A 25,349-nucleotide genomic window follows, 5' to 3' on the forward strand; every position below is an offset into this window, starting at 1 on the left:
CCGTGCGGGGCTAGCGGAGTTCGGCGGCCGTCTGGAGGCGGATGCGCGCGTCCGCCCAGGCCTGGACGGTGCGGGCCTGGTCGTCGGATGCCAGCGCCGCGGCCAGGGCGGTCAGGGTCTCTGCCGTCGTGCGGAGTCCCACCTTCTCCAGGGTTCCGGCGGTCCGGGCGATCCGGTTGCGCAGGCCGTGCGACACCCCGAGGAGGCCGCGGTGCGCGGTCTCGGCCGTGACGGCGAGGGCCGCGTCGACGGCCTCGCCCAGCGGGTCGCGCGGTTCGGCGGCCGGGGCGTCCAGGGCGGCGGCTCCGTCGCCGGCGACCAGGTCGGGGACGACGATGCCGTCCCCGGTCCGCACGGCGAACGGGTCGATGACGAGCCCGCCGCGGTCGCGGCGGACGGAGCCGGTGACGAATCGGGGGGTCTGCGCGAAGGCCTCGGCGAGCGCGTCGAGGGCGGCGGGGCGGTGCGGGCTGTAGTCGGCGGAGACGACGGCCGTCGTGCCCTCCGCGTCGGCGACGACGGCCTCCAGCCGCTGCGAGCCGGGGTGGTAGCCGATGTCGCGGACCTCGGCGATCTCGATGACGCGGACGAGTTCCGCCTCGACGCGGGGCCGGACCAGGCGGGGCGGGAGCGCGTCCAGCGCGCGTCTCTCGGCGGAGAGGTCGCGGACGAGGAGGCCGGCGGGCAGGCTCTCCCATGCGTCGCCCAGCGGAGTGACCGTGGTCTTGGCGATCCGGCCGGCGGCGACGCGCACGACCCGGCCGGCGCTGCGGGTGGCGCTCTCGGAGACGACGTTCGCGGCGGCGAGCGAGCGCAGCGGCGCGCCGAGGATCCGGCGGCCGGCCAGGTCGGCGCCGGTCAGGCTCGTTCCGTCCGGGACGTCCCAGTGGCGTTTCAGGACGAGCACGATGCCGGTGCCGGTGTGCGCGAGGTAGATGCCGGCGGTGCGGGTCCCGTCCGTGCCGGCGACGCGGCAGCCGAGGGCGGCGAGGCGGACGCGGCGCAGCGGCGTCTCCGCGGACTCGTTCGTGCCGAGCACCTGCGAGCGGTGGCCGCCGGCCCGGGCGGCGCGGTGCCGGGCATGGACCTCGGCGAGCAGTCCGGCGATCCGTCCGGGGTCGTGGTCGGCGCGCCGGTCGTGGTAGGCGGCGAGCTGGGCGGCCAGGTCATCGAGCGCGGCCGCGGGCCAGTGCAGGCCGCCCGCCGCCAGGTCGGCGGCGGCGCGGCCCAGCGCGGCGGCCAGGACGGGGCCCGCGTGCATGGCGCCTTCCAGGAGGACCTGATCGGCGAGGTCCACCGCGGCGTCGAGCCCGTCACCGGTCGTCACGGCGGAGCCGCCGACGTCCAGGCGGATCTCGTCGCCGGTCAGGCCGCGTTCGTCGGCGACGCGGAACGCCCATACGGCGAGGACGGTGACCTCGCCCCGCACCGCGGCGACGGCGTCGGTGTGGACGTAGCCGAGTTCGTCCGGCACGAGGAACCGCACGGTGCAGGTCGGCAGCTCGACCTGCGCCACCGGGTCCTGCGGGGTGGGGCGGCGGATCCTGGCCGAGTAGCCGGTGCGATGCGTCCGGCGGGCGGCGGTGAGGGCGCGCTGGCCGAGCAGGCGGGCGAGGGCCTCGTCGTCGAACGTGCCCGGCGACCAGGCGGGCTCGGGTGCCGCCGGTTCGGCGTCGGGTGCCGCCGGTTCGGCCCCCGGTTCAGCCTCAGAGGCGGTCCGCTGGTAGGCGAGGACGAGGCAGATCCGGTGGCGGCAGGTCCCCGTCGCGGCGCACGAGCAGGTCGCGGCCTCCAGCCCGGCTCCGGCGGGAAGCGAGGTCTTGGTGCCGTCCGGGAAGGCGCCGTCGATGTCCCCGTCCGGCGACACGGTGATCTCGGGGCCGTTGCCGGCGTCCAGGTCCTTGGCGGCGCGCTTGACCAGGCCGCGGTTGGCGAGGGCGGCGAGCGCGTCCGGTGTCAGGGAGAGCAGGTCGGCGCGGGTCATCGGCCGATCCGTTCGGCGACGAACTCGGCGAGCTGCCCCGGTGTCATGGCGCCGACGTGGGCGCCCTCGTCGGCCAGCCGCTGCGCCATTCCCCGGTCGTAGGACGGGTTGGCGTCCTGGTCGAGCGCGGCCAGCCCGAGCACCTGCGTGCCCTGCCGGACGAGCTGCCGGACCTCCCGGACGAGCCGGTGCTCGTCCCCGCCCTCGTAGAAGTCGGTGATGACCGCGACGATCGACCGGCGCGGGTTCTCCACCAGCCCCGCCCCGTACGCGACGGCCCGCGCGATGTCGGTGCCGCCGCCGAGCTGGACCTTCATCAGCAGCTCGGCGGGATCGGTGACGTCGGAGGTCAGGTCGACCACGGAGGTGTCGAACGCGACGAGGTGCGTCTTGAGGCCGGGCAGGCCCCACAGGCACGCGGCGGTGACGGCCGCGTGGACGACCGACCCGACCATGGAGCCGGACTGGTCGACCAGCAGGATCATCTGCCACTGCTCGACGTGCCGTCTCGTCCGGGACACGAACCTCGGGTGCTCGATGTAGAGGCGGCGCTCGTCCGGCCGGTAGTGGCCGAGGTTGGCGCGGATCGTGCCGTGGAAGTCGAAGTTGCGGGAGTTCTTGATCCGGCTCGGCCGCCGCGACCGGGTGCCGTGGAACGCCTGCCGGACCTCGGTGGCGAGCCGGTCCATCAGCTGCCGGACCACCGCCTCCACGATGCGCCGGGCGAGCGCGAGGACCTCCGGGTTCATCAGGTGCTTGGTGCGCAGGACGGCGCGCAGCAGCGTCTCGTCCGGCTCGATCCGCTGCAGGACGGCCGGGTCCGTGACGACCTCGTGGATCTCGTACCGTTCGACGGCGTCGCGTTCGAGCCGCTCGATCGTCTCCTTCGGGAAGAGCCGGTGCACGGCGTCGAGCCAGTCGACGGTGGTGAGCTGGGACGGCCCGTCCCCGCCGGTCCGGTCCCCGGACGGATCGGGCTCGCCGCCGCCCGCGCCGCCTCCGCGCCGCACCCCGCGCCTGCCGAGGTCGGGGTCGCGCCCGTACAGCCAGTCGAGCGCCGCGTCCCGTTCGGCGGCCCCGCCGCCCAGCGCGCCCATGCACGATTCGGCGGGCGCGCCGAGGACGAGCCGCCAGCGTTCCAAGTCGGGCGGGGTCACGACTCTCCCTCCTGTGTTCCCTGCGGGGAGGCGCCCGTTCCCATCAGCCCCGCGGCCGAGAGGGCGCGGTCCACGCGGGCCTCCAGTGCGAGCGCCTCGGCGGTGAGCAGCGGCGCGTCCGGGGTGCGCAGCAGCGCGCGGGCGGAGCCGCGCAGGCCGCGGCGGTCCAGCAGCCCCTGGGCGATCGCCTCCCGCTCGCGCGGCGGGAAGTACTCGAACGCCTGCCGCAGCGCGGGCAGCGCCACGAGGAAGTCCTCCTCGCCCATCCCGCCGACCAGCTCGTCGAGGACGCCGAGGACGGAGGTGTCCGGGTCGAGCACCTCCTGCCTGGCCAGCGCGAACAGGCCGGCGAGCCAGTCCCCGAACGTCTTCGGCCCGGCCGCGCCGCGCACCGCCCGCACCGGATCGGAGGCGTCGCCGAGGACGCGGCCCAGCCCGAACGCGGCGCCGCGCAGGTCGGGCGGGGCGTCGGGCTCGGCGGCGACGCGCCGGGCGACGCCGAGCGCCGCGTCCCGGTCCAGGCTCAGGGTCCCGCCGGCGTGCAGCAGCGCGTCGCGGGTCGCGGCGACGGCGCGGAGCCGGCGCGGATCGGCGGGCGCGGGCCCGCCGCGGACGCCCTCGACCAGCCACAGGACGCGGTCGGCGCACTCCTCGATGACCGTCCCGAACAGCGGGCTGCGCGCCGTCCCGAAGACGCGGTCGTGCCGCCACAGCCCGAGCACGGTGTCGAGCGCCGCGCCGAGCGCGGCGATGTCGGAGGCGCCCGCGATCGCGGCGGCGATCGACTCGGCGATCCGCTCGGACTGGCCCGCGCACCCGCACAGCGCCGCGTCGAACAACACGCCCGCGAGCCGCTCCATGTCGGTGCCCGCGACGTTCATGCGCTCGTCCAGGACGGCCGCGGCCGCGTCGTCGAGGGTCGGCCCGTACGCGCCCGCCTCGATGAGCGCGGAGTGCCGCAGTCCGCCCCCGTCGGACACGTCCAGGAACCAGCGTTCCTCCAGCACCGGGTCGGCGCCCGTCGCGGGCCCCGACTCGCGGTCGGCGCCGGGTATCCCGAGGACGCGCAGCCGGTGCAGCGCCCTGCTCCGCTCCAGCCCGCGCGGGGTCGTCAGGGTGAGGACGACCGGGCCGTCGCGGTCGAGGCCCAGCCGCGCCAGCTCGGACGTCGCGTTGTCCACGAGCGGCGGCGCGGGGGTGTCGCGGTGCAGGCGTCCGGTCCGGTCACCGCTCAGCGCGGCGACCATCTCGGCGACCGCCGGGTGCGCCCCCGGGGCGAGCGTTCCCCGGGACGTCCACGGGAGCCGCTGGTCGAGGTCGTCGTTCACCAGGGCGGACACCAGCCCGTCCAGCAGGTCGGCGCGGGCGGGCGCCGGGTGGCCGCGCAGCCGGGTGAGGCCTTCGGTGAGGGTGCGGGCGGCGATCAGGTCGGCGGTCGAGACGACCTGCCCGCGCTCGCGCAGCCGCGCCACGACCGTCTCGACGAGCGCCCCGGCGGCCGCGGCCGGGCCGCTCTCCCAGAGCCGCTGGTAGTACTCGGGCGACGGCATGCCCGACTGGTAGCCGGTGAACGCGTCGAGGCGCCGGAACGAGTACGGGACGAGGAAGCTGCCGCCGGTCGCGTCCTCGGGCGGTTCGGGGACCCGCGGCCAGTCCGTGCCGCCGGAGGTGACGAGCGCTTCGAGGGCGGGCTTGTGGAAGCCCCCGGTCACCACGACGACGGGCCGGTCACCGGCGTCGGCCTCGGCCGCCCGGATCCACTCCGCCATGTAGGACTCGCGGGCCGTGTCGTCCTCCCCGGCCTCCGCCTCGCCCCGCAGCAGGCCGAAGTAGGCGCCGAGCCGCTCTCCCGCCCCGTCGGGGTCGATCTCGAAGAGGTGGTCCCAGAGGATGTCGGTGTTGTCGACGGCGAACTCCCGGCACAGCCGCTCGGTCACCTCGGCATAGCGGCGTTCCGCGTCGGCGTACCGGTTGCTGCGGCCGGCGAACGCGGGATGCCACGCGGGCAGGTCGATGAACCGCAGCTCCGCACCGGCGGCCCGCCCCTCGTGGAGCGCGACCCATTCCGGCGAGTACCCGCAGAACGGCGACCATGAGGCGTGCACGCGGTCGGCGTCCCGGTAGTAGCTGAAGACCGCGACGGGCGGTTCGTGGCCGAGGAGCAGCTCGTCCATCCGTCCGCCGAAGTCCGCGGGCCCCTCCACCAGCACGTACGCGGGGCGCAGCCGCCGGATCACGTCCCGGACGAGCCGGGCGCACGCCGGGCTGTGGTGCCGGACGCCGACGAAGGTGACGGCCATCAGCCGGGCAGCAGGTGCCGGGCGGCGTGCAGCGCCTTCCACTGCTCCCCGGGGCGTCGGGGCGCCTGCTGTTCCAGGTACCGGCGCAGCCGGGCGAGGTCCTCGGGGCTGTCCTTGGCGGCGGTTCCGGCGAGGCACTCGACGATGTCGGCGGCGCTGCCCTCCTCACCGCGCAGGAACCACCCGCGCACCCCGACCTGGTGGGCGACGGACACTGCCTCGGCGGTGCTCATCACGGCCGACAGCCGGTCCATCGACCGGCCGTCCTCGGTGGTGGCGTTCCGCAGCTCCCGGAACGTGGTGACCAGCACTTCGAGGACGTCCCGGCGCGGCGCGACCTCGACGCCGCTGTGCTCCAGCAGCCGCCCGGCCTCCTGCTCGACCAGGTCCAGCTCGGTCGCGAAGTCGGCGATCGGGAACACCGTCTCGAAGTTGAACCGCCGCTTGAGCGCGGCGCTCATCTCGTTGACGCCCCGGTCGCGGGTGTTCGCGGTCGCGATGACGTTGAACCCGTCGCGCGCGAACACCATCGACTCGTGCCCGGACAGCTCCGGGATGGCGAGGACGCGGTCGGACAGCGGCGACAGCAGCGAGTCCTGCACCTCCAGCGGGCAGCGGGTGATCTCCTCGAACCGGACGACCCTCCCCTCGGCCATCCCGGTCAGCAGCGGCGCCGGCACGAGCGACCGCGTGGACGGCCCCTCCGACACCAGCAGCGCGTAGTTCCACGAGTACTTGATCTGGTCCTCGGTGGTGGCCGCGCCGCCCTGGATCGTCAGCGTGGAGGTGCCGCTGACCGCCGCCGCGATCAGCTCCGACAGCAGCGACTTCGCCGTCCCGGGCTCCCCGACGAGCATCAGCCCGCGGCTGGTGGCGAGGGTGACCAGGGCCCGGTCGATGAGGGCGGTGTCACCGACGAACTTGCGGCGGACGCCGAGCGCGTCGTCCCCGACGATGAACCGGCGCGCGGCCGTCAGGCTCAGCGCCCACCCGGGCGGCCGCGGCCCGGAGTCGTTCTCCCGGAGCCGGTCCAGCTCGGCGGCGAACCGGACCTCGGCGGGCGGCCGCTGGTAGTCGGTGCCGGTGGTGCCCGTACCGGTGGTGTCGGTGGTGGTGTCGCTCATTTCTCGGCCGCCTCCGCGAGGGTGGTCAGGTCGGCGAGGATCTCGGACGCGATGACGTCGTTCAGTTCGCCGAATTTCAGCGGGGTGCCCTTGCTGGGCCAGAAGTCGTCCGGTTCCGTCGCGAACCACACGTAGTCGAGGACCTGATGGTCGCCGGTGGCGTCGACCGCGCCGACCGAGATGCCGGGATCGAGGTCGATGACGACGTGGCGGCCGTCGGCTATGCGGCGGGAGATCCACCGTTCGCCGCCCGCGTCCAGCGGGGTCCCCCGCTGCCACCCAAGCTTGACGAGGCCGAGGACCTTTCCGAACGGCACCTTCAGCTTCTCGAACCGCTCCAGCCGGCCGCTGTCGCGCTCGGCGTCGGTCAGCACGTGGACGGTACGGGTGAGCTGCGGGAACGGCTGCGTGATCTCGTAGTCGGCGAACACCTCCGACCAGGCTTCGATGGTGTCGCCGAGGTGCAGCGGGTGGGCGATGCCGACCCGGGCCGACTCGGAGAGGGGGAACGGGTCGTCGCCGGCGTCGGCGAACGTCCGGTCCTCGGCGATGCGGAACGCGGCCGTCGTCCCGTCCTCCTCGGCGATCCAGACCAGCCGGCGCGCGATGTGCCAGACGAGCGGATGCCGGACGATGAACTCGCCGAACTCGGCGGTCGTCCAGCGGCGCTGCGTCACCATCGCCTGCTCCAGGCGGCGGATCTGATCCGAGGCGACGGTCCGCACGTCCTTCTTGAGGCCGGCGAACGTCTTGTAGGCGGCGGGCGCCAGCTCGGGGTCGTCCTTGGCGCCGGGCTTGGGCAGGGCCTTGCGGTGCTTTCCGTCCTCGTCCGCGACGAACGGCTTGAGCTGCTCGTCGAACCGGACGAGGAAGCGGCGCGGCCCGTAGTCGAGGACCATGCCTCCTTCGGCGTCGAGGCCGAAGGCCGGGACGAGCCGGTCCGCGAGCTGCTCGGTGGAGAGGCCGAGCCGCTCGGCAACCTGCCGGATCCTCCGCTGCGCCTCCGCCTGGAGACCCTTGAACTTGACCTTCTGCGCGATGCCGTGGAGGTGCATAAGCGCCACGTCCGACCCGATCTCGGCGAGCACCCCGAGGCCGTTGACCGCGTTCTTGTGCCCGCCCTCCCCCGGCCAGGCCCGGATGACCGCCGTCAGGCGCCGGACGGTCTCGTCGTCGCCGGTATGGCCGAGCTGACGCAGCGCCCAGGCGTCCTTGGACGGCTTGCCCGCGTCGAGCCACTGCCGGAACAGGGCCCAGCCGAACTCGGCCACCGAATCCGGCGTGCACGCCTTCGCCACGTCGTCCATCCCGTACGCCGCCGGCAGGGTGAGCAGCTCGATGAGGGCCCGTGTCGCGTCCAGGGACAGCGCCTTGTCACCGCCGCGCAGCAGGACCTGGGGAAGCGGTGCCGGGTCCACCCATGCGGCGATCTTCGCGGGCTGGGCGAGGCCCGTCTCCGCCGGTGGCGTGGACAACAGGTCCTCGATCGCCTTCGCGGACTCGTCGCCGTACGCGTCGCGGGCGGCGTCCACGACGGCGCGGAGACCGTGCGCGTCGAGCAGATACCGGAGCGCGGTCTCGGCGTGCCGCCAGTCCTTGGCCTTCTTCCCGAGCGCCGCCGGGACGAGCAGCGCGACGGCGCCGAGCCCGTGCCTGTCGAACCACGCGCCGGCGGGGCGATAACGCCTCCCGTGTTTGGCGAGCACCTCCCCCATCAGCAGGGCCGCGTCCGCGTCGAAGTACGGCATCAGCGGTTCGCAGCAGGTCTCCGGGTGCGGCTTGGCCATCAGGATCGCGACGGGCAGCGCGTCCAGCTCGTATCGGGCCGCGAGGGGCCGCATCCACCGGTGGGCGTCCCGGTTGGCGACGCCCCGGAAGCCCGGCAGGACGGGACGGATCAGTTCCTCGGGGCCGTGCACCATCAGCACCAGGGAACCGGTCATGGCACCGCCCCTCGTGTAGCTGTCGACGCAGGTCTCCCAGTCGTCGCCATGGGGTCGCCGGACGTGCGGGTCGGCGTCCAGCCACTCCTGCCTTTCGCCGTCACGCCACACGAGCCGCGACGCGGGCGGAGTCAGGCCGGTCATCACGAGGCGGCGGGGATGCAGCCATGGACGGCCGGTGAGGAGGGCGGGAAGCTCCTCCGGCGCCGCCGCCGGTACGCGCGTGGACGTCGCGGCGATGCGCTCGACGGCCGCTGCGACGTCGTCCGGCAGCCCGGGGAGCGCGGCGGTGACGAGGCCGGCGTGGGCCTCGACGTGATGGGCGAGCAGATCGTCCACGCCCGCCCGGGCCAGCAGCCGCAGCGCCCGTACCGGGAACCGCCGCGCGGCCTCGCCGAGCGCGGCCCGCACATGCTTGCGGTCCAGCCGGTCGATCAGCGCCTGGAACGCCTCGTCGGTCGGCAGGAAGGCGATCGCCTCGAAGATGCGCTTGCGGTCGTCGGACTCCAGGTACCTGCCGTCCGCCTCGGCCAGCAGGAACGGCAGGACGTCCGGGCCGATCCCGTCCGCCATCGTGCCGAGCAGCGCCCGCGTCGCCTGGCCCCAGTAGATGCCGCGCGACGGGAACGGCGTCGCCAGCTGCCCGGCCTTGCCGAGCGCCGACAGCACGAGCAGCTCGAGGTCGTGGCGCCGCGCCTGGGGGGCCGCCGCGGCGCAGCATTCGTCCACCCAGTCCTCCCGCGTCGGGACCAGGTACGACACGAGCCACCGCGCGGCCCACCCGGACCGGTGCTCCGCGAGCCGGCCGGCCGCGTCGGCGTAGTCGGACTCGGAGGCGGCGGCCAGCAGCCCGCGGACGCGGCGCGCGTCCTCCTGCGACACCGCGAGCATGGTCTCGTCCGGCGCGTGCCGGGCGCCGACCCAGGTGCCGCGCCACGTGCCGCCGCTCTCGCGGGCCGCCGTCGTCCGGCTGAGCTCGACCAGCGCGCACGCGGCGAACGCGATCCCGTGCTCGGTGATCCACGCGTCGACGTAAGGGCGGTGCACCTTGTCCCTCTGGTACGGGCCGCCGTTGCCCATCACGGTGACGGCCGCGATCGCCGCCGCCCCCGCCGGATCCGCCTCCCCGGCCATGTGCCGCCGCGCGGCCTCGGCCAGCGCGGGGTCGCCGGTGCCGCCCTCCAGCAGCGCGTCGACCGCGCCGCCCGTCCGCTCGACGAAGCCCCGGACGGCGTCCGCGGCCGCCGCGTCCACCTTGATCTTCGGGCCGGGCGCACCTCCGCGCCGCGCGTGCAGCGACCGCCGCCACGACTCCGGGATCGTCAGGACGTCTTCGCCGGGGAGGTGATCTTCCATGTCGCCCAACCGTAGAGGAGCACCCCGACAAACCGCTCGGAATCGACCGGGAACCCTGTGAGAGTGGCAGGTGCTCGCCTGGTCTGGCTGGAGACGCCGTCCAATCCCGGTCTGGACGTGTGCGATATCAGGCGGATCGTGGAGGCGGCTCACGCGGCGGGCGCACTTGTGGCGGTGGACAACACGCTTGCCACGCCGCTCGGGCAGCGCCCTTTGGATCTGGGCGCCGATTTCTCCGTCGCCAGCGACACGAAGTCCTTGACCGGGCACGGGGATCTGCTTCTCGGGCACGTCGCCGCCCGCGATCCGGAACTCGCCGAGGGGGTCCGGTTCTGGCGCAAGACCGTGGGCGCCGTCCCGGGACCGATGGAGGCCTGGCTGGCGCATCGGTCGCTCGCCACGCTCCAGCTGAGGCTGGAGCGGCAGGCGGCGAACGCGCTGGCGCTCGCCGAGGCGCTGCGGGGCCATCCGAAGGTCTCCGGGCTCAGATACCCGGGGCTGCCCGGCGACCCAGCGCATGAGATCGCGGTCCGCCAGATGCGGCGATTCGGCTGCGTCGTGTCGTTCACGTTGAAGGACGAGGCGTCCGCCGAACGGTTCCTCGGGTCGCTCCGGCTCGTCATGCAGGCCACCAGTTTCGGCAGCGTGCACAGTTCCGCGGAACGGCGCGGGAGGTGGGGCGGCGACGCCGTCGCACCCGGATTCATCCGTTTCTCCGCCGGTATCGAGGACACCGGAGATCTCGTCGCGGACGTCCTCCGGGCGCTGGAGAAAACAACATGATCGCTGAAGGGCGCCGGCTGTAGCGTTGCCGCCCATGAGCGAAGCGCGGGCACTTCTGGAAAGCGGGGACATCGCCGGGCTGATCCGGCATCTGCGGTTCAACGCGGACGGCATGGAACTGGCGGAGCTCGCGCGGCTCATGGAGGGCGCGGCGGCAATGTCCGGGTTCGACGACATGCGGGAGGCCGCCGCGGCGATGGCCCGCGAGCAGGCGCCTCAGCAGCTTTACGACTTCGGTTACGCCTGCGTCGAGCGCGGCATTCCATTCCTGGCCGTTCCGGCACTGAGGCGGGCGCTGGAGATGCTTCCGGACGAGCCCGTGCTGCTCATGGAACTCGTGTCGGCATTGGAGCGGGAGAACCGGCACGCCGAGGCCGTCGCGGTACTGGAACCGCGGGTGGCCTCGCTTGAGCCGTGGCCCGCCCGGTATCTGCTGGCCCACAACGCGCTGTTCGCCGGAGATCTCGCCCGCGCGGAGCACGAGGCCGGGCTGCTGCCGGCGCCGGACGACCAGGACTGGAGGCCCGCCCACGACCGGCTGGGGCGGATGATCGCGCGGGCACGGGCGGCGCGGGCCATGCGCCCGTTGGACTCCACGGACCTGCGGGGGTGGCACTTCGCGCTCACCGGCGGCCTCCTCGTCACGATCTCGCCGTACGGGTTCCATGACGGCATGACGGGGCGGTTCGCCTACACCTCCGACGGCTTCGCGACGTGCCGGCGCGGCCTCGACCGGCTGCGGCTGATCCTGGACGCGGCGGGACGGCGGCCGGTGTCGGTGGGCCTGCTCCCCGACCGGTCGAGCCGGATCCTGGGGCTCGCGGCGGCGCGGCTGTTCGGGCTGCCGGCCGAACCGTTCGCCCCGGGACGCCCGGACGTGCTCGTCATCGCCTACGACCTGAACGAGACCGAGGCGGACGGGCTGTGGGAGCGGGCCGAGGGGCAGGTGCTGTTCGAGCACGCGTCCTGCTGGACCGACCCGCCGCCCGTCAGCGCCGACGTCACCGGCCTCCTGCACCAGGTGGTGAAGTCGCCCTGGGGCGAGCGGCTGCGGATCTCGCCCGCCGGGGAGGCCGAGACCGTCCCGCCCGACGACCGTCCCGTGGAGGACCTGGCCGACGAGATCGTCCGCGCCGATCCGCATGAGGACGACGGCGCCGACGAGGGCGTCCCGCCGGATCCTGACGAGGCCCTCGCGGCGTTGGTCCGCGCGGTCGGCGGGCACTGGCTCACCGGCCCGAGGGACGCGGTGCGCTCCCCCGGCCCGGTGTCCAGCAGCCGCTTCGGCTAGGACGCGGTGAGACTCGTCAGGTCGGTGAGCAGCTCGGAGACGAAGATCGGGTCCACGTCCGCGAGTCCGTTCTCGATCGCCTCCGAGTAGGGGCCCGTACCGATCCGGACGCGCTCGATCGTCTGGACGGGGTTCAGGTCGACCAGGCCGACCACGATGCCGGGGTTCAGGTCGATCACGACGGTCACGCCGGGGGCGAGGTGCCAGGAGATCCAGTGCTCGACGCCGTTGTCCTGCGGGGCGCCGCGCCGCCAGGCCGTCCGGGTCAGGCCGAGGACCTGTCCCGTCGGGACGGTCAGCCCCTCGAACCGTTCGAGCCTGCCGTTCTCGCCCTCCCCGTCGGCGAGGGCGTGGACGGGCCGTCCGAGCTGCGGGAACGGCTGCAGGATCTCGTAGTCGGCGAACACCTCCGACCAGGCCGCCACGGCGTCGCCCAGTTCCACCGGGTGGGCGATCCGGACGTCGGCCTGGTCCGGGAACTCGACCGTGTCGTCGTCGAGGCCGGCGAACGTGCGGTCCTCGGCGAGCCGGAACGCCCTGTCGCCGCTCAGCCAGACCAGCCGCCTGGCGAGGTGCCACATCAGCGGATGGCCGACGATGAACTGGCCGAACTCGGCCTTCGTCCACGTCCGGCCCATGACCATGGCGGACTCCAGGCGGGCGACCTGGCCTGACGCGACCGACCGCGCGTCCTTCTTCAGTTCCGCGAACCGCCTGTACGCGGCGGGCGCCAGCTCGGGGGCGTCCTTGGCACCGGGCTTGGGGAGCGACTTGCGGGGCTTGCCCTTCTCGTCCGTCAGGGACGGTTTGAGCTGCTCGTCGAAGCCGACGGCGAACCGGCGCGGCCCGTAGTCGAGCGTGAGCGTCCCGTCGGCGTCCAGCCCGAAGTCGGGGACGAGCCGGTCGGCGAGCTGCTCGGCCGTCAGCCCGCGCCGCTTCGCGATCTGCAGGAGCCTGCGCTCCGCCTCGCCTTTCAGTCCCTTGTACCGGGACTTGAGCGCAATGCCGTTCAGCTGCGTCAGCGCGACATCGCTGCCGATCTCGACCAGGACGTCGAGCCCCTGGACGGCCCGGGGGTGTCCGGCGCCCTGGCCCGGCCACTCCTTGATCAGCGGAGTGAGGCGGCGGACGGTCTCGTCGTCGCCGAACCGTCCGAGCGCGGACATCACGAACCGGCTGCCCTTCGGCAGCCGCGCCGCCTGCCATGCCTCCAACAGCGCCCACGCGAACGCGGTGAGCGATCCGGGCTCGCAGACCTCGGCGGCGCCGTCCACGACCGGGGTCACGTCGATCCTGCCTCCCGGGCTCCCCGTGAGGGCGAGCAGCAGGTTGCGGACCGCTTCGGGCGGGAGTTCCCCGCCGTCGCGCAGGACCGGCCTGGGCAGCGCCTCCACGTCCAGCCAGCTCGGAAGGGACGGCGGCCGGATCGGCGGTTCGACGGGCGCCGTCGTGGCCGGTGCGTCGGCGAGGAGCCTCGCGACCGCCTCGGCGGCCTCGTCCCCGTGGACGCGGGCGGCGCCGACGACGTCCCCCTCGATGATCCGCAACGCCTTGACCGCACCCCGGCGTGGGCCGACGCGCTTGCCGAGCGCGTCCGGCACCAGGTACGGGACGGCCGCGAGCCCGTGCCGCCCGAACCACGTGCGGGCGACCTTCTGTGCCGACTTGAGCCGGTACAGCCAGTCGGCCATCAGGCGGGCGACGTCGGCGGACAGGAACGGCATCAGGATCGGGCCCGTGCCGGCCGGGTTCTGCTTCGCCAGGCGGAACGACACATCCAATGCGCGGATCTCGAAACGCATGACGATCGGCACGAGCGAATGGTGGAAGTCCCAGGTCACCTGGGGCTTCCACTCGGCCAGCAGCGGCCGCGCCAGATCATCGGGAGCCTGCGCGAGGAAGCCCGCCCGCGTGGGCTCGTAGCCCATCCGGCCGTCCCGGAACTCCTCGGCGGCTCTCTCCCACTCGTCACTCCGCCAGAACCCGTACGCACGGACCTCTGCCCATCGTTCACGTTCGCCGAACCTCCAGACGATCAAGCGGTCCTTGGGCGGCGTCAGACCGGGGACGATGATCGGCTCTTCGTCGGAGGGCCTGGCCGCGGGCTTGCGCTTCCACGGCGGGTCCAGCAGAGGCGTCGGCAGATCCATTGGTTCTCTTTCTCAGCTCAGTGTCGCGAGGTCGGCGAGGACCTCGGACACGGTGACCGGGTCGAGGTCGGCGAAGGACGCCGTGGGGCCGCCGCCCATCCAGAGCTGGTCGGGACGACCGGTCAGCCCGACCGCCCGCAGCGTCTGGTCGGGCAGCGCGTCCACCACGCCGACGGCGATGCCCGGGTCGAGGTCGATGACGATGTACCTGCCGCCGGGGAGGTGCCGGGAGATCCAGCACTCGATGCCCGCGTCCTGCGGGGCGCCCCGGTCCCAGCCGCGCGAGGTCAGCCCGAGCACCTTGCCGACCGGGACCGTCAGGCCCTCGAACCGGCCCAGCCGCCCGCCCGCGCGCTCGTCGTCGGACAGCCGGTGGACGGGACGTCCCAGCTGCGGGAACGGCTGCAGGATCTCGTAGTCGGCGAACACCTCCGCCCAGGCGGCCACGGAGCCGTCCAGGTCGACGGGATGCGCGACGCCGACGACCGCCGATTCCGCGAGGGTAAGGACGTCGTCGTCCGCGTCGGCGAACGTGCCGTCCTCGGCGACGCGGAACGCGGTGACCTTGCCACCGTCCCCCTCACCGTCACGGGCCAGCCAGACCAGGCGCCGGACGATGTGGCGGACGAGCGGATGACCGGCCAGCAGCTCCTCGAACTCCCGCACCGGCCAGCGGCGCCGCGTGACCATGCACCTTTCGAGGCGGCGGAGCTGGTCGGCGGCGACGGTCCGGACGTCCTTCTTCAGCGTCGAGAACGCCCTGTACGCGGCGGGCGCCGACTCGGGGTCGTCCTTGGCGCCGGGTTTGGGCAGCGACTTGCGGGGCTTGCCGTCCTCGTCCGTCACGTACGGCTTGAGCTGCTCGTCGAAGCGCACGACGAAACGGCGCGGCCCGTAGTCGAGCGTGAGGGTTCCGTCGGCGTCCAGCCCGAAGTCGGGGACGAGCCGGTCGGCGAGCTGCTCGGCCGTCAGCTCCAGCTCGGCGGCGACCTCCTCGATCTTCTCCTGCGCCCGGCTCTTGACCCCCTTGAACTTGACCCGCTGCGAGATGCCGTGCAGGTGCATCAGCGCCACGTCGGTGCCGATGGCGGCGAGGACGTCCAGGCCGGTCACCGCCTTGGCGTGCCCGCCCTCGCCCGGCCACGCCCGGATCACCGGGGTCAGCCGGCGGACGGTCTCGTCGTCGCCGGTCAGGCCGAGCTGCGTCAGCGCCCACCCCTCCTTGGACGGCGCACCGAACGCCTCCCACCGCCGGAACAGGGCCCAGCCGAACTCGGCGAGCGCCCCGGGGTCGCACAGGTCGCGGACGGCGTCCACCCCGGCGTAGACCTCACCGGGCTTGGACATCGCCAGCATCGTCAGCACGTGCCGCGCGGAGGCGTCCGGCAGCGCGTGCTCGCGGTCGCGCAGCAGGATCTGCGGGAGCAGCCGTACATCGGCCCAGTCGCCGACGGCCGGCATCTTCGTGGGCAGGACGTCCAGCGGATCGGCCGTCAGGAGGCGCTCGATCGCGTCCGCGGCCTTGTCGCCGTGGACGCGGGCCGCCTCGACGATCGGCCGGGCTCCGTGCTGTGCGGCGATGAGGCGCAGCGCGGCCTCGGCGGCACGGCGTTCGGCACCCGCCTTGCCCAGCGCGGGAGGCAGCAGCGCGGGGACGGCGGCGAGGCCGTGCCGCCGGAACCAGGTCCGCGCCGTTCCTCCGGCCTGCTTGAGCCGGACGAGCCAGTCCGCCATCAGCCGCGCGACCTCGTCGCTCACGAAGGGCAGCAGAATCCCGGCCGCGTTGGCCGGGTCACGGCGCGCCGCGAACACGGCGGCGTCCAGGGCGTTGAGTTCGAACCGGGAGACGACGACCCGCATCCACTCGGCCACGTCCCATGGTGTGGGCGGCTCCCAGCCCGCGAGCAGCGGACGGACGAGTTCGTCAGGGCCCTCCACGAAGAACAGCGGGTGCATGTGGCCCGGCAGGTCGCCCTTCGTGAACTTCTCGACCTGAATCTGCCAGTCCAGCCGCTCGACCCAGCGCCACAGGTGGTGCAGGTCGACCCTCCAGTCATCACGCTCGCCCGGCTCCCAGCCGATCGAACGCGTGCCCGACGAGGGCAGATCCTTGATGACGACGGGCTTGGCCTTCGGCCGGGGCCGGGTCCACGGCGGGTCCGCGAGCAGGGGCGGCAGGGCGGCGGCGGGCGCCTCCGGTGCCCGGACCGTCGTTTCGCGGATCGCCTCGATGACCGTGCGCGACTCGTCCGGAAGCTCCGGAAGCATCTCCTCCACCAGGTCGGGATGGGTGAGCATGTGGGCCCGCAGCAGGTCCTCCGCCTCCGGTTTCGCCGCCCCGGCGAGAAGCCGCACCGCCCGCCGCGGAAACGTCCGGGCGGCCACGATCACCGCGGGCGGGACGTACTTGGCGCCGAGCCGGTCCACGAGCGCCTGGAACGCCTCGTCCCCGGGCAGCACCGCGAGGACGTCGAGCAGGTCCCGGAAGGTGTCGGTGTCGATGTACTCGCCGTCCAGGGCTTCGGTCACCAGCGGTACCGCGGCGGACGGCCCGGCACCGTCCGCGAGGGTCGCCACGACGCTCGGCGTCCGGTCGTAGTAGCCGAGCGGCAGGGCGACCGGATCGACCTGCTCCGGCGCGCCGAGGGAGCAGAACAGCATCCACCGGTACCCCACGTGCGGCGGCAGGCCGTGAACCGCCGGATCCGCGCGGACCTCGTCGACCCAGTCCCGCCTGGTCGGCGCCAGGTAGGAGACGACCATGCGCTGCACGGGCGTTCGGCGCCGGCTCGCTAGGCCCTCGACCGCCTCGGCGTACACGCCGTCATCGGCGGCGGCGAGCAGGGCGCGCAGATGCCGGGCCGACCGCTCCTCCGCCCAAGAGCCTCCGCGATAGTCCGACGGCTGGGCGAGCCGCACGCCGGTCCAGGTCGCCTTGCTCCCCACCTGGCGGTAGTCGGTCGTGATCTCGCACAGTTCGGCGAAGGCGCACGCGGCGAACGGCAGGCCGTGCTCGGCGGCCCATGCGTCCCGGAACGGGTCCTTTCCGCCGAGTTCGAGAAGGCCGCGCTTGGCCACCGCGATGGACGCGACCACCGCCGCGCCCAGCGGATCGGCCGCACCGTTCAGATGCGCCCGGCCGCGCTCGACCAGTTCGGGCGCCGAGCCGGGCAGCGCGAGGACCTCCTCGACCTCCGCCCGCGCGCCGTCCACCAACGCCCGAGCCTTGCCCACCGCGGACTCGTCGATCCGCACTTCCGGCCACGGCCCCGGACGGTCGCGGCGCGGATGGACGAGCCGCCGCCACGCGTCCGGCATCTCCCAGATGTCCTCATCAGCCCCAGTCGCCATGGAGCCACACCGTAGGGGAGATCACCGACATACCGGGTCAGGACCCGGAACGCATGTCCCGCTCGACGGCGTCGGCGGCCTTGCGGGCGGCGATCAGGACCGGGTCCCAGACGGGCGCGAACGGCGGCGCGTAGCCGAGGTCGAGTCCCGTCATCTCCTCCACCGTCATGCCGTTCCACAGCGCGATCGCCAGGCCGTCGACGCGTTTGGCGGCGTTCTCCTCGCCGACGATCTGGGCGCCGAGCAGCCGCCCGGACCGGCGCTCGGCGATCAGCTTGGTCGTCATCACGGTGGCGCCGGGATGGTAGCCGGCGCGCGTGGTGGACTCGACGGACACGCTCAGCGTCGCGAAGCCGGCGGCGGCCGCCTCGCGCTCGTTCAGCCCGGTCCGCGCGACCTCCACCCGGCAGATCTTGGAGACGGCGGTGCCCACGACGCCGGGGAAGGTGGCGTAGCCGCCGCCGAGGTTGACGCCGGCGACGCGTCCCTGCTTGTTGGCGTGCGTGCCGAGCGCGATCGCGACCGGGGCGCCGGAGACGAGGTGGCGGGTCTCGACGCAGTCGCCGGCCGCCCACACCCCCTCGGTGCGGGTGCGCATCCTGCGGTCGGTGACGATGCCGCCGGTCGGGCCGGTCTCGATCCCGGCGTCGCGGGCGAGACCGGAGGCCGGTCGCACACCGAGGCCGAGCACGACCAGGTCCGCGGGCAGGGTCCGGCTCGCGGTGCGGACGGCGGTCACATGCCCGTCCGGGGAGGTGTCGAAGCCCTCGACCGGCTCCCCGAGGTACAGCTTCACGCCGATGCCGCGCATCGCGTCGGCGACGATGGCGCCCATGTCCGGGTCGAGGGTCCGCATCGGCTGCTCGGCGGCGTCCACGAGGGACACCTCCAGGCCGCGCATCACCATCGCCTCCGCCATCTCCAAGCCGATGTAGCCGCCGCCCACGACGACGGCGCGGCGCGGCTTCTCCTCTTCGACGGCGCGGCGGATCGCGATCCCGTCGTCGAGTATCTGCACGCCGTGCACGCCCGCGGCGTCCGCGCCGGGCAGCCGTGGGCGGGTGGGGACGGCGCCGGTCGCGACCACCAGCTGGTCGTAGGGTTCCCACCGCTCGCCGCCGTCGCCGGCGGAACGGACGCGCACCCGGCCGCCGCCGGGGTCGATCTCCACGGCCTCGGTGCGCAGCCGCAGGTCGATGCCGCGGTCGCGGAACTCGGCGGGCGTGCGGGCGATGAGCGCGCCGGCGTCGCCGACCACGCCGCCGACGAAGTACGGGATGCCGCACGCCGAGTAGGACGCGTGGCGCCCGCGCTCGACCGCGATGATCTCCAGCTCGTCCGGGCCGCGCCGCCTGCGGGCCTGGGACGCGGCGCTCATCCCCGCGGCGTCGGCCCCGATGACGAGCAGCCGTTCGCGTGCGGCCATGCCGGTTCTCCCCACGTCGATCGTCTCACCCCAGACCGTAGACCCGGCGGGCGTTGCCGGACGCGATCAGCCCCGCGACGCGTTCGGCGTCCAGAGACGTCCAGGCCCCGTCCTCCACTCCCCCGGCCAGGAACCCGGCCAGGCCGCGCCGGAACAGCAGCGCGCCCAGGTGGTACAGCTCGGCCAGCCCGAACGCGTCGGACGAGTACAGCACCTTCCCGAACGGCGCGAGCTCCAGCAGCTCGGCGATGAGCGCGGGCGACCGGTGCCCGAGGTTGTGCGTCGCGAGCCCGGCGTCGACGTACACATTCGGGAGCACCTGGGCCAGGTAGCCGGCGTGCCGGTGGAAGGGGTAGTTGTGCAGCAGCATCGCCGGGGCGGGAGCCATGGCGCGCAGCAGTTCGATGAGCAGCAGCGGGTCGCCGCGGCGCAGGTCGGCGTCCACGTCCCCGTACCCGACATGGAACTGGACGGGCAGCCCGGCGTCCACCGCGCACCAGACGAGGAACCGGTGCAGGATCTCGTCGCTGACGCGCGGCGGCGCCCCGCTGCTCTCGGCCGCGAGCATGAGCTGCCCGGCCGCGCCGGTGACCTCCGCCTCCGACGGCCGAACGCCCGAAAGCTCCAGCCCGGCCCGGTAGGCGGCGATCGACTTGGCTCCGACGGCGTCCCGCCCGCCGATCCGGGCGCGGACCTCGCCGGCGAACCGCGCCGCCTCGACGCCGTCCGCCGCCACCTGCTCCGCGACCGACTCCAGCCGGACGATCTCGTGCGCCGCGGCGCCCGCGAGCCGGCCCAGATCGGGCGGGTCGAGCAGCGTGGCCGGTGTGTAGCCGGTGTCCACGCAGAGCGCGTCCAGCCCGGCGGCGTCCAGGAACCGCCGGTTGACCTCGGCCGCGCCCAGTTCGGCCCGGCGCGCGAGGTACTCGCCGGGCCCGGCGTGCGCGTCGAGGTCCAGGACGGGCGGGCACCAGCGCCGCAGCGCGAACCCGATCTGGGAGTCGAACAGGCTCACGCCCGGCGCCGGGGCCTCCGCCTCGGTGAGCGCCTCCTCGAACGACGTCCGGTCCGGATCCTCGCCGAAGACGCCATGGCAGTGGTGGTCGAGCAGCGGCAACGACTCCAGGTATTCGAGCACGGCACCCCGCCTCCTTCCCTGAAACAGGCCGATGTTCTCCCTACGATGCCCATACGGGCCGTGCCCGTGTCCTCCGCCACCCCGATCGGGAGTAAGCACTGTGGAACCGACCTCTCAGACCACCCTCGGCGGACAGGACTTCGGCGCGCGTGCGCTCGACGGGCGCGTACGCGCCCGTCTCGGCGCGCGGGCGGCCGAGATGGCGCGGAGGCTGGCCGGGGACGGCATCGTCGCCGTCGCCCTGACCTGGGTGGACGTCAGCGGGATCACGCGCACCAAGACCGTCCCGGTGGACCGCCTGGAGCACGCCGCGGCGTGGGGTGTCGGGATGTCCCCGGTGTTCGACGTGTTCCTGCTGGACGACTCGATCGTGTCCGGGCGCCACATCGGCGGCCCGGCCGGCGACCTGCGGCTGCATCCCGACCTGGACCGGCTCGTCCCGATGGCGGCGCTGCCGGGCTGGGCGCACGCGCCCGCGCTCCGGTACGCGCAGGACGGCACCGTCCACCCGCTGGACGCGCGGGCCCTGCTGCGCCGCGAGATGGGACGGCTCGCCGAGCGCGGCTGGACGGTGAAGGCCGCGTTCGAGATCGAGTGGGCGGTGTCGGACGGCGAAGGGGACGAGTTCTCCCCCGCGTGCAAGGGCCCGGCCTACGGGATGACACGAGTCACCGAACTCGCCGGGTACCTGCGGGACCTCCTCAAGGCCCTGAAGGCGACGGGCGTGACGGTCGTCCAGCTTCACCCCGAGTACGCGGCAGGGCAGTACGAGGTGTCGGTGGCGGCCGAGGACCCGGCCGGCGCGGCCGACACCGCCGTCCTGGTCCGGGAGACGATCCGCGCGATGACGACGGCGCACGGCATGGCCGCGTCGTTCTCGCCGAAGGTCGAGGCGGACTCGGTCGGCAACGGCGCCCATGTCCACCTCAGCCTGTGGCGGGAGAACGCCGAGGACGGCGCGGTGAACGCGATGGCGGGCGGCCCCGGCCCGTACGGGATGACCGGGGCCGGGGAGTCGTTCGCCGCCGGGATCCTGCACCGGCTGCCGGCGCTGCTCGCGGTCGGCGCGCCGTCGGTGGCGAGCTACCTGCGGCTGATCCCGTCGCACTGGGCGGGCGCGTTCGCGTGCTGGGGGCTGGAGAACCGGGAGGCCGCGCTGCGGTTCGTGACGGGGGCGGAGGGCGAGCGCGCGACCGCCGCGAACCTGGAGGTCAAATGCCTGGACGCGGCCGCCAATCCGCACCTGCTGCTGGCCGCGCTGCTCGCGGCCGGACGGGACGGGCTCAGCGACGACCGGAGGCTCCCGCAGCCGGTCGAGGTGGACCCCGCGGGGCTTTCGGAGGAGGAGCGCGCCGCGCGGGGCATCGCCCCGCTGCCGTCGTCGCTGGCGGAGGCGGTCGCGGCGTTCGAGGCGGACGGCGTCCTACGGGAGGCGCTCGGCGAGGCCGTCACCGACACGGTGTCGGCGGTGCGGCGCGGGGAGATCGCGCTGCTGGACGGGGCGACGCCGCAGCAGGTGGCCGCCGCGACGCGATGGCGGCACTAGGGGAGGTCGGGCCCGGACGCGCCGTCGTGTCCGGCGGCCGCGACGGCCGCGCCCGGCTCGAAGCGCCGCACGCGCATCTGGAGCCGGCCGCAGGCGCAGCGGGTGTAGGTCACCACTCCATCGGAGGTCAGGTGCCGCGAGAGCACCTCGTACACATCGGACTCAGGCCAGCCACAGCGTGGGCATTCCACGGCGCATCCCCAGGGACGTCGTCTGTAAGGGTTATAACTAAGATATCATTTACTGCACGGCAGCGGGACCGGAGGCCCGGGTAATGCGCATCACTGGATACAAGAGTCACGGGGTGGCGGCCGCCGCCGCGCTGGTCAACGCCGTGACGAGCGCCGACGAGGACGACTCCCCCGACGCGCTGCGCCGCGTCCTGCGGGACCACGAGTTCTTCTGGCACGAGTTCGAGGACGCGGACGCCCCCGCCTTCCGCCATTGGGCGCGCACACTGCGGACCTTCTTCGAGGCCACCCGCCTGGAGGACGCGACGGAGCTGCTGAACCGGCTGATGCTGGAGATCCCCATGCACCCGCACCTGTCCGACCATGAGCCGCACGGTCTGCACATGCACTACGCGCCGCCCTCGTCCCGCCTCCCGGACCGCTTCCGCGCGACCACGCTCATGAACCTCGCCGAGCTCGTCGTCGAGCACGGTCTCGGCCGGACGGGCGTCTGCGCGGCGGAGGGCTGCGACCGCGTGTACGCCGACACGTCCCGGGCGGGACGGCGCCGCTTCTGCTCCGAGGCCTGCGCGAACCGGACGAACGTCGCCGCCTTCCGCGCCCGCCGCCGCACGTGACCCTTGCCGCATGTGACCCTTGCCGCACGTGACCCTTGCCGCACGTGACCTTTGCCGGTGTGCGGGAACGACAGGGGCATGCCGCTCGTGTCCTTCCGCCGCCGTTCCGGCCGGGATGATCGCGCCGACCGCTCGCCGCTGGGCGTGGCGACCGAGGTGCAGTCCACGGTCTACCGGATCGCGCGCCTGACGATCACGGCGGTGCTGTCGTTCGTGCTGGCGCTCGCCGTGCTGCCGGCCGGCGGGCCGCGGCCGCTGCTGGCACCGCTGACCGCGCTGCTCGTCGTCCAGTTCTCCGTGTACGAGACGATCAAGGCGAGCATCCTGCGGGTCATCGCCGTCACCTCGGGGGTCCTGGTCGCGGTGCTGGCCGCGAGCACGATCGGGTTCTCCTGGTGGACGCTCGGCCTGACGATCCTCGCCGCGCTCGCCATCGGGCACACACTGCGACTGGGCGAGCACGTGCTGGAGGCGCCGATCTCCGCGATGCTGATCTTCGCGCTGGGGTCGGCGAGCGAGGCGGGCGCCGCCGACCGCGTCCTGGAGACGCTGATCGGCGCCGCCACCGGGCTGGCGGCCACCCTGCTGGCGCCCTCGGTGCGGGTCCGGCCGGCGGAGGAGGCCGTCCAGGACGTCGCGGAGAAACTGCGGGAGCTGATCGAGGACATCGCGGACGGGCTGCGCGGCGAGCGCACCGGCGGCGAGGCGGCCCGCTGGCAGGACGAGGCCGAACGGCTCGCGCGCGAGATCGGCCGCACCGACCGCGACCTCGGCGCCGCCGAGGAGAGCGTCCGGCTCAACCCGCGCACACGGGCGCGGCGCCTGATCGACGCGGGCGTGGCGCTGCGCAACGCCATGGAGACGATGGAGCACTTCACGCTGTCGCTGCGGGGCCTGACCCGGTCCCTCGCCGACGACGAACGGCTCGGCGAGCGGGGCAGGCTGCTGACCGACCCGGAGCTGCGCCGCGAGCTCGGCGAGGCGCTCGCGGGGATCGCCGCGAGCATCGCCTCCTACGGCCGGCTGGCCCGCTCCGACCTGACCCGCGACGCCCGGCCGTTCCTCGCCGAGCACGAGCTGGAGGTGCGGGTGGACGTGGCCCGCGAGCGCCGTGCCCGGCTCGCCCGCAGGCTGCACGCGCGGGCCGCCGCCGGGGACCTGTGGCCGCTGTACGGCGAGGTGTCCATGGACATCGACCGGCTCATCGAGAACCTGCGCGTCGAGCACCGGGCCCGCGCCCGCGAGCACTGGCGGCGGCACGGCGGCGCGTCCCGGCACCTGCCCGCGCGGCCGGTCCGGGTCGTCCAGCAGGCCGGGCACCAGCTGCGCCGGGCCGCCGCGGCGGCCGCCTCCGCCGCCGAGCGGAACCCCCGCGAGCCCGGCGAGCCCCGCGACCGGCACTGAGGGGCAGAGGCCCGCCCCCGGGGGGAGGGGGGACGGGCCTCTGCGTGGGTGGGGGTCAGCGGAAGGTCGGCTCCAGGACGTCGATGCCGCGCGTGTTGTCGGCGACGTAGACGTACTTGCCGTGCCAGTAGGGCTGCCACGAGGCGGCGTCCGCCGGCCGGTAGTAGGCGAGCTGCCGGGGGTTCGTCGGGTCGGTGACGTCCAGGAACCGCGTGCCCTGCGAGTAGAACGACTGGACGACCACCCCGTCGCGGACGTCGAAGTAGTGGGCCGAGCAGTCCGTGCTCGTGGGATCGCTGCCCTCCTTGCCCGCGACTCCCCACGTGGCGACGGTGTTCAGGCGGAACTTGTGCTCCGGCGTGGACCGCCAGCCCTCACCGCCGTAGGAGCCCTTCAGCGACGCGATGACGAGCAGGCCGTCGTTGGCGCAGCCGTCGTTGAACGTCTCCTCGGTGACGTAGAGCAGCTTGCCGTTGCCCCACCTGCGCGGGTCGGCGGCCTGGTTCTTCGTCCGGCCGACCGCCCGGTAGCTGTTGTGCATGAACGTGGAGTTGGTGGTGGCCTCGTCCAGGCCGCCGCCCGCGTACGGCACGGGGTCGACCGCGGTGGCCGTGCGCCGCTTCTTCTCCACCGGGTCGTAGTGGCGGCCGGTCGTGTAGTAGCCGCGCACGCCGCCGCGTCCGGACGCCCAGGCGACCCCGTCGGAGTCGACCTGGATGTCGTGCGTGTAGTCGGTCTTGCCGTCGTTGCGGCCCGTGTCGATCGGGTCCTTGTGCACCTTCGGCTTCGCCGGGTTGCGAACGTCGGTGACCCAGACGGGCCGTCCGCCCCAGTCCGCCGGCATCCAGTCGGCCTTGGCGGGGCCGCCCGTCCACAGGTACTTGCAGTCGTTCACGCAGGTCGTGGTGTGCCCCGCGGGGACCTTCACGTAGGTGATCTGGCGCAGGCTCTCCGGCTTGGAGGCGTCCACGACGTAGATGCCCGACTCACCGGTCTGGGTGTTGCCGCCGAAGGCGCGCGGGTCCCGGGAGAGATAGATGATCTTGCGCTTGGGGTCGAAGTCGGTGTCCTCGGTCTCCCACATGCCGGGCATGTTCAGCTGCCCGACCAGCTTGGGGACGCGGGGGTCGGCGCTGATGTCGTACGCCTTCAGCCCGAACTCGCCCGTCGCGTACATGATCGTCCGCTTGTGCGGGCCCTGGCCGTAGTCCATGAACATCAGCGAGATGGCGCCCTTGGCGTCGGGCACGCCGCCGACGCGCCGCACGCCCTTCACCGCCTCGGACTTCTTCGTGCTCGCGGCGTCCGCCCGGTGGTAGTGCCCGGCGTGGCCGCCGCCCGTGCCCTCGCCGCCGGCGGCCGCCGCCTTGGTCGTCTGCTCGTTCGCCGGCCCGGGCGGGCACGCCCAGGCGGAGCCGGCCATCAGCGCCACGGACGCCGCGACCGCGACGCCGCCCTGCAGCAGGCGCCGGGTGTCGATGGATGTGCGGGGGAGCATCGCGCCTCCACGGAAAGGATCTTCGCAACGGCCAGTGTGACCGGGACCGCGAACTTGATCAACAGTCCCGCGGGTCACGAAATGGACTCA

General features: G+C 73.9%; 16 protein-coding genes. 5 read left to right on the forward strand and 11 right to left on the reverse strand.

What is annotated here, in order from left to right:
* Positions 1-10: 10 nt before the first annotated feature.
* From ACQPXG_RS29040 to ACQPXG_RS29060, 5 genes are read right to left on the reverse strand one after another with little or no spacing between them, the layout of a single operon-like run.
* Entirely contained in the window at positions 11-1,984 is a 1,974-nt protein-coding gene (locus ACQPXG_RS29040; protein ID WP_433462296.1) for a hypothetical protein, read from the reverse strand.
* Positions 1,981-3,141 (reverse strand): VWA domain-containing protein, encoded by a 1,161-nt coding sequence (locus ACQPXG_RS29045; RefSeq protein ID WP_433462297.1) that lies wholly within the window; start codon positions 3,139-3,141, stop codon positions 1,981-1,983. The genes ACQPXG_RS29040 and ACQPXG_RS29045 overlap by 4 nt, the downstream gene beginning before the upstream one ends.
* Positions 3,138-5,483: a DUF5682 family protein gene (locus tag ACQPXG_RS29050; protein ID WP_433462298.1), complete on the reverse strand. Its 2,346-nt coding sequence runs from the start codon at positions 5,481-5,483 to the stop codon at positions 3,138-3,140. Before ACQPXG_RS29050 ends, ACQPXG_RS29045 begins: the two co-directional genes overlap by 4 nt.
* Entirely contained in the window at positions 5,441-6,565 is a 1,125-nt protein-coding gene (locus ACQPXG_RS29055; RefSeq protein ID WP_433462299.1) for an ATP-binding protein, read from the reverse strand. The genes ACQPXG_RS29050 and ACQPXG_RS29055 overlap by 43 nt, the downstream gene beginning before the upstream one ends.
* The gene (locus ACQPXG_RS29060; protein WP_433462300.1) at positions 6,562-9,864 is read right to left on the reverse strand and encodes a DUF4132 domain-containing protein; all 3,303 of its coding nucleotides are present in this window, start codon (positions 9,862-9,864) and stop codon (positions 6,562-6,564) included. The genes ACQPXG_RS29055 and ACQPXG_RS29060 overlap by 4 nt, the downstream gene beginning before the upstream one ends.
* Positions 9,865-9,927: 63 nt before the next feature.
* On the opposite strand from ACQPXG_RS29060, the gene ACQPXG_RS29065 reads away from it, so the two are divergent.
* A complete protein-coding gene (locus ACQPXG_RS29065; RefSeq protein WP_433462301.1) occupies positions 9,928-10,647 on the forward strand; it encodes a PLP-dependent transferase in 720 nt (239 codons plus the stop codon).
* A 34-nt stretch (positions 10,648-10,681) separates the two neighbouring features.
* A complete protein-coding gene (locus ACQPXG_RS29070; protein WP_433462302.1) occupies positions 10,682-11,938 on the forward strand; it encodes a tetratricopeptide repeat protein in 1,257 nt (418 codons plus the stop codon).
* Here the strand turns inward: ACQPXG_RS29070 and ACQPXG_RS29075 are convergent.
* The 4 genes from ACQPXG_RS29075 to ACQPXG_RS29090 are packed head-to-tail and all read right to left on the reverse strand — an operon-like array spanning position 11,935 to position 20,003.
* Positions 11,935-14,088 (reverse strand): DUF4132 domain-containing protein, encoded by a 2,154-nt coding sequence (locus tag ACQPXG_RS29075; RefSeq protein WP_433462303.1) that lies wholly within the window; start codon positions 14,086-14,088, stop codon positions 11,935-11,937. The two genes, ACQPXG_RS29070 and ACQPXG_RS29075, sit on opposite strands and share 4 nt — an antisense overlap.
* Before the next feature lie 12 nt (positions 14,089-14,100).
* Positions 14,101-17,439, reverse strand: a complete 3,339-nt coding sequence (locus tag ACQPXG_RS29080) for a DUF4132 domain-containing protein (RefSeq protein ID WP_433462304.1) — start codon at positions 17,437-17,439, stop codon at positions 14,101-14,103.
* 37 nt (positions 17,440-17,476) lie between these two features.
* Entirely contained in the window at positions 17,477-18,865 is a 1,389-nt protein-coding gene (locus ACQPXG_RS29085) for an FAD-dependent oxidoreductase (RefSeq protein WP_433462305.1), read from the reverse strand.
* Between the two features lie 25 nt (positions 18,866-18,890).
* Complete coding sequence (locus ACQPXG_RS29090) at positions 18,891-20,003, reverse strand: amidohydrolase family protein (protein WP_433462306.1); 1,113 nt, start codon at positions 20,001-20,003, stop codon at positions 18,891-18,893.
* A gap of 100 nt (positions 20,004-20,103) precedes the next feature.
* Here ACQPXG_RS29090 and ACQPXG_RS29095 point away from each other — a divergent pair, with 100 nt between their 5' ends.
* Positions 20,104-21,549, forward strand: coding sequence for a hypothetical protein (locus tag ACQPXG_RS29095; protein WP_433462307.1), 1,446 nt, complete (start codon positions 20,104-20,106; stop codon positions 21,547-21,549).
* On the opposite strand, the gene ACQPXG_RS29100 is transcribed toward ACQPXG_RS29095, so the two are convergent.
* Positions 21,546-21,704, reverse strand: coding sequence for a hypothetical protein (locus tag ACQPXG_RS29100; protein WP_433462308.1), 159 nt, complete (start codon positions 21,702-21,704; stop codon positions 21,546-21,548). The genes ACQPXG_RS29095 and ACQPXG_RS29100 overlap by 4 nt on opposite strands.
* Before the next feature lie 119 nt (positions 21,705-21,823).
* Here ACQPXG_RS29100 and ACQPXG_RS29105 point away from each other — a divergent pair, with 119 nt between their 5' ends.
* Together ACQPXG_RS29105 and ACQPXG_RS29110 are read left to right on the forward strand one after the other, a co-directional pair.
* A complete protein-coding gene (locus ACQPXG_RS29105; protein WP_433462309.1) occupies positions 21,824-22,357 on the forward strand; it encodes a CGNR zinc finger domain-containing protein in 534 nt (177 codons plus the stop codon).
* Between the two features lie 78 nt (positions 22,358-22,435).
* Positions 22,436-23,761: an FUSC family protein gene (locus tag ACQPXG_RS29110; RefSeq protein ID WP_433462310.1), complete on the forward strand. Its 1,326-nt coding sequence runs from the start codon at positions 22,436-22,438 to the stop codon at positions 23,759-23,761.
* A gap of 55 nt (positions 23,762-23,816) precedes the next feature.
* Here ACQPXG_RS29110 and ACQPXG_RS29115 read toward each other — a convergent pair whose 3' ends face one another.
* Complete coding sequence (locus ACQPXG_RS29115) at positions 23,817-25,259, reverse strand: LVIVD repeat-containing protein (protein ID WP_433462311.1); 1,443 nt, start codon at positions 25,257-25,259, stop codon at positions 23,817-23,819.
* Positions 25,260-25,349 lie beyond the last annotated feature (90 nt).

The sequence above is a fragment of the Spirillospora sp. CA-128828 genome, assembly GCF_050945415.1.
GTDB lineage: Bacteria > Actinomycetota > Actinomycetes > Streptosporangiales > Streptosporangiaceae > Spirillospora.

What these genes read in the sequence shown, in the direction of transcription:
- ACQPXG_RS29115 (WP_433462311.1), bottom strand. Translation starts at nt 25,259, where the DNA reads ATGCTCCCCCGCACATCCATCGACACCCGGCGCCTGCTGCAGGGCGGC.
- ACQPXG_RS29080 (WP_433462304.1), bottom strand. Translation starts at nt 17,439, where the DNA reads ATGGCGACTGGGGCTGATGAGGACATCTGGGAGATGCCGGACGCGTGG.
- ACQPXG_RS29110 (WP_433462310.1), top strand. Translation starts at nt 22,436, where the DNA reads ATGCCGCTCGTGTCCTTCCGCCGCCGTTCCGGCCGGGATGATCGCGCC.
- ACQPXG_RS29060 (WP_433462300.1), bottom strand. Translation starts at nt 9,864, where the DNA reads ATGGAAGATCACCTCCCCGGCGAAGACGTCCTGACGATCCCGGAGTCG.
- ACQPXG_RS29075 (WP_433462303.1), bottom strand. Translation starts at nt 14,088, where the DNA reads ATGGATCTGCCGACGCCTCTGCTGGACCCGCCGTGGAAGCGCAAGCCC.
- ACQPXG_RS29070 (WP_433462302.1), top strand. Translation starts at nt 10,682, where the DNA reads ATGAGCGAAGCGCGGGCACTTCTGGAAAGCGGGGACATCGCCGGGCTG.
- ACQPXG_RS29105 (WP_433462309.1), top strand. Translation starts at nt 21,824, where the DNA reads ATGCGCATCACTGGATACAAGAGTCACGGGGTGGCGGCCGCCGCCGCG.
- ACQPXG_RS29055 (WP_433462299.1), bottom strand. Translation starts at nt 6,565, where the DNA reads ATGAGCGACACCACCACCGACACCACCGGTACGGGCACCACCGGCACC.
- ACQPXG_RS29085 (WP_433462305.1), bottom strand. Translation starts at nt 18,865, where the DNA reads ATGGCCGCACGCGAACGGCTGCTCGTCATCGGGGCCGACGCCGCGGGG.
- ACQPXG_RS29040 (WP_433462296.1), bottom strand. Translation starts at nt 1,984, where the DNA reads ATGACCCGCGCCGACCTGCTCTCCCTGACACCGGACGCGCTCGCCGCC.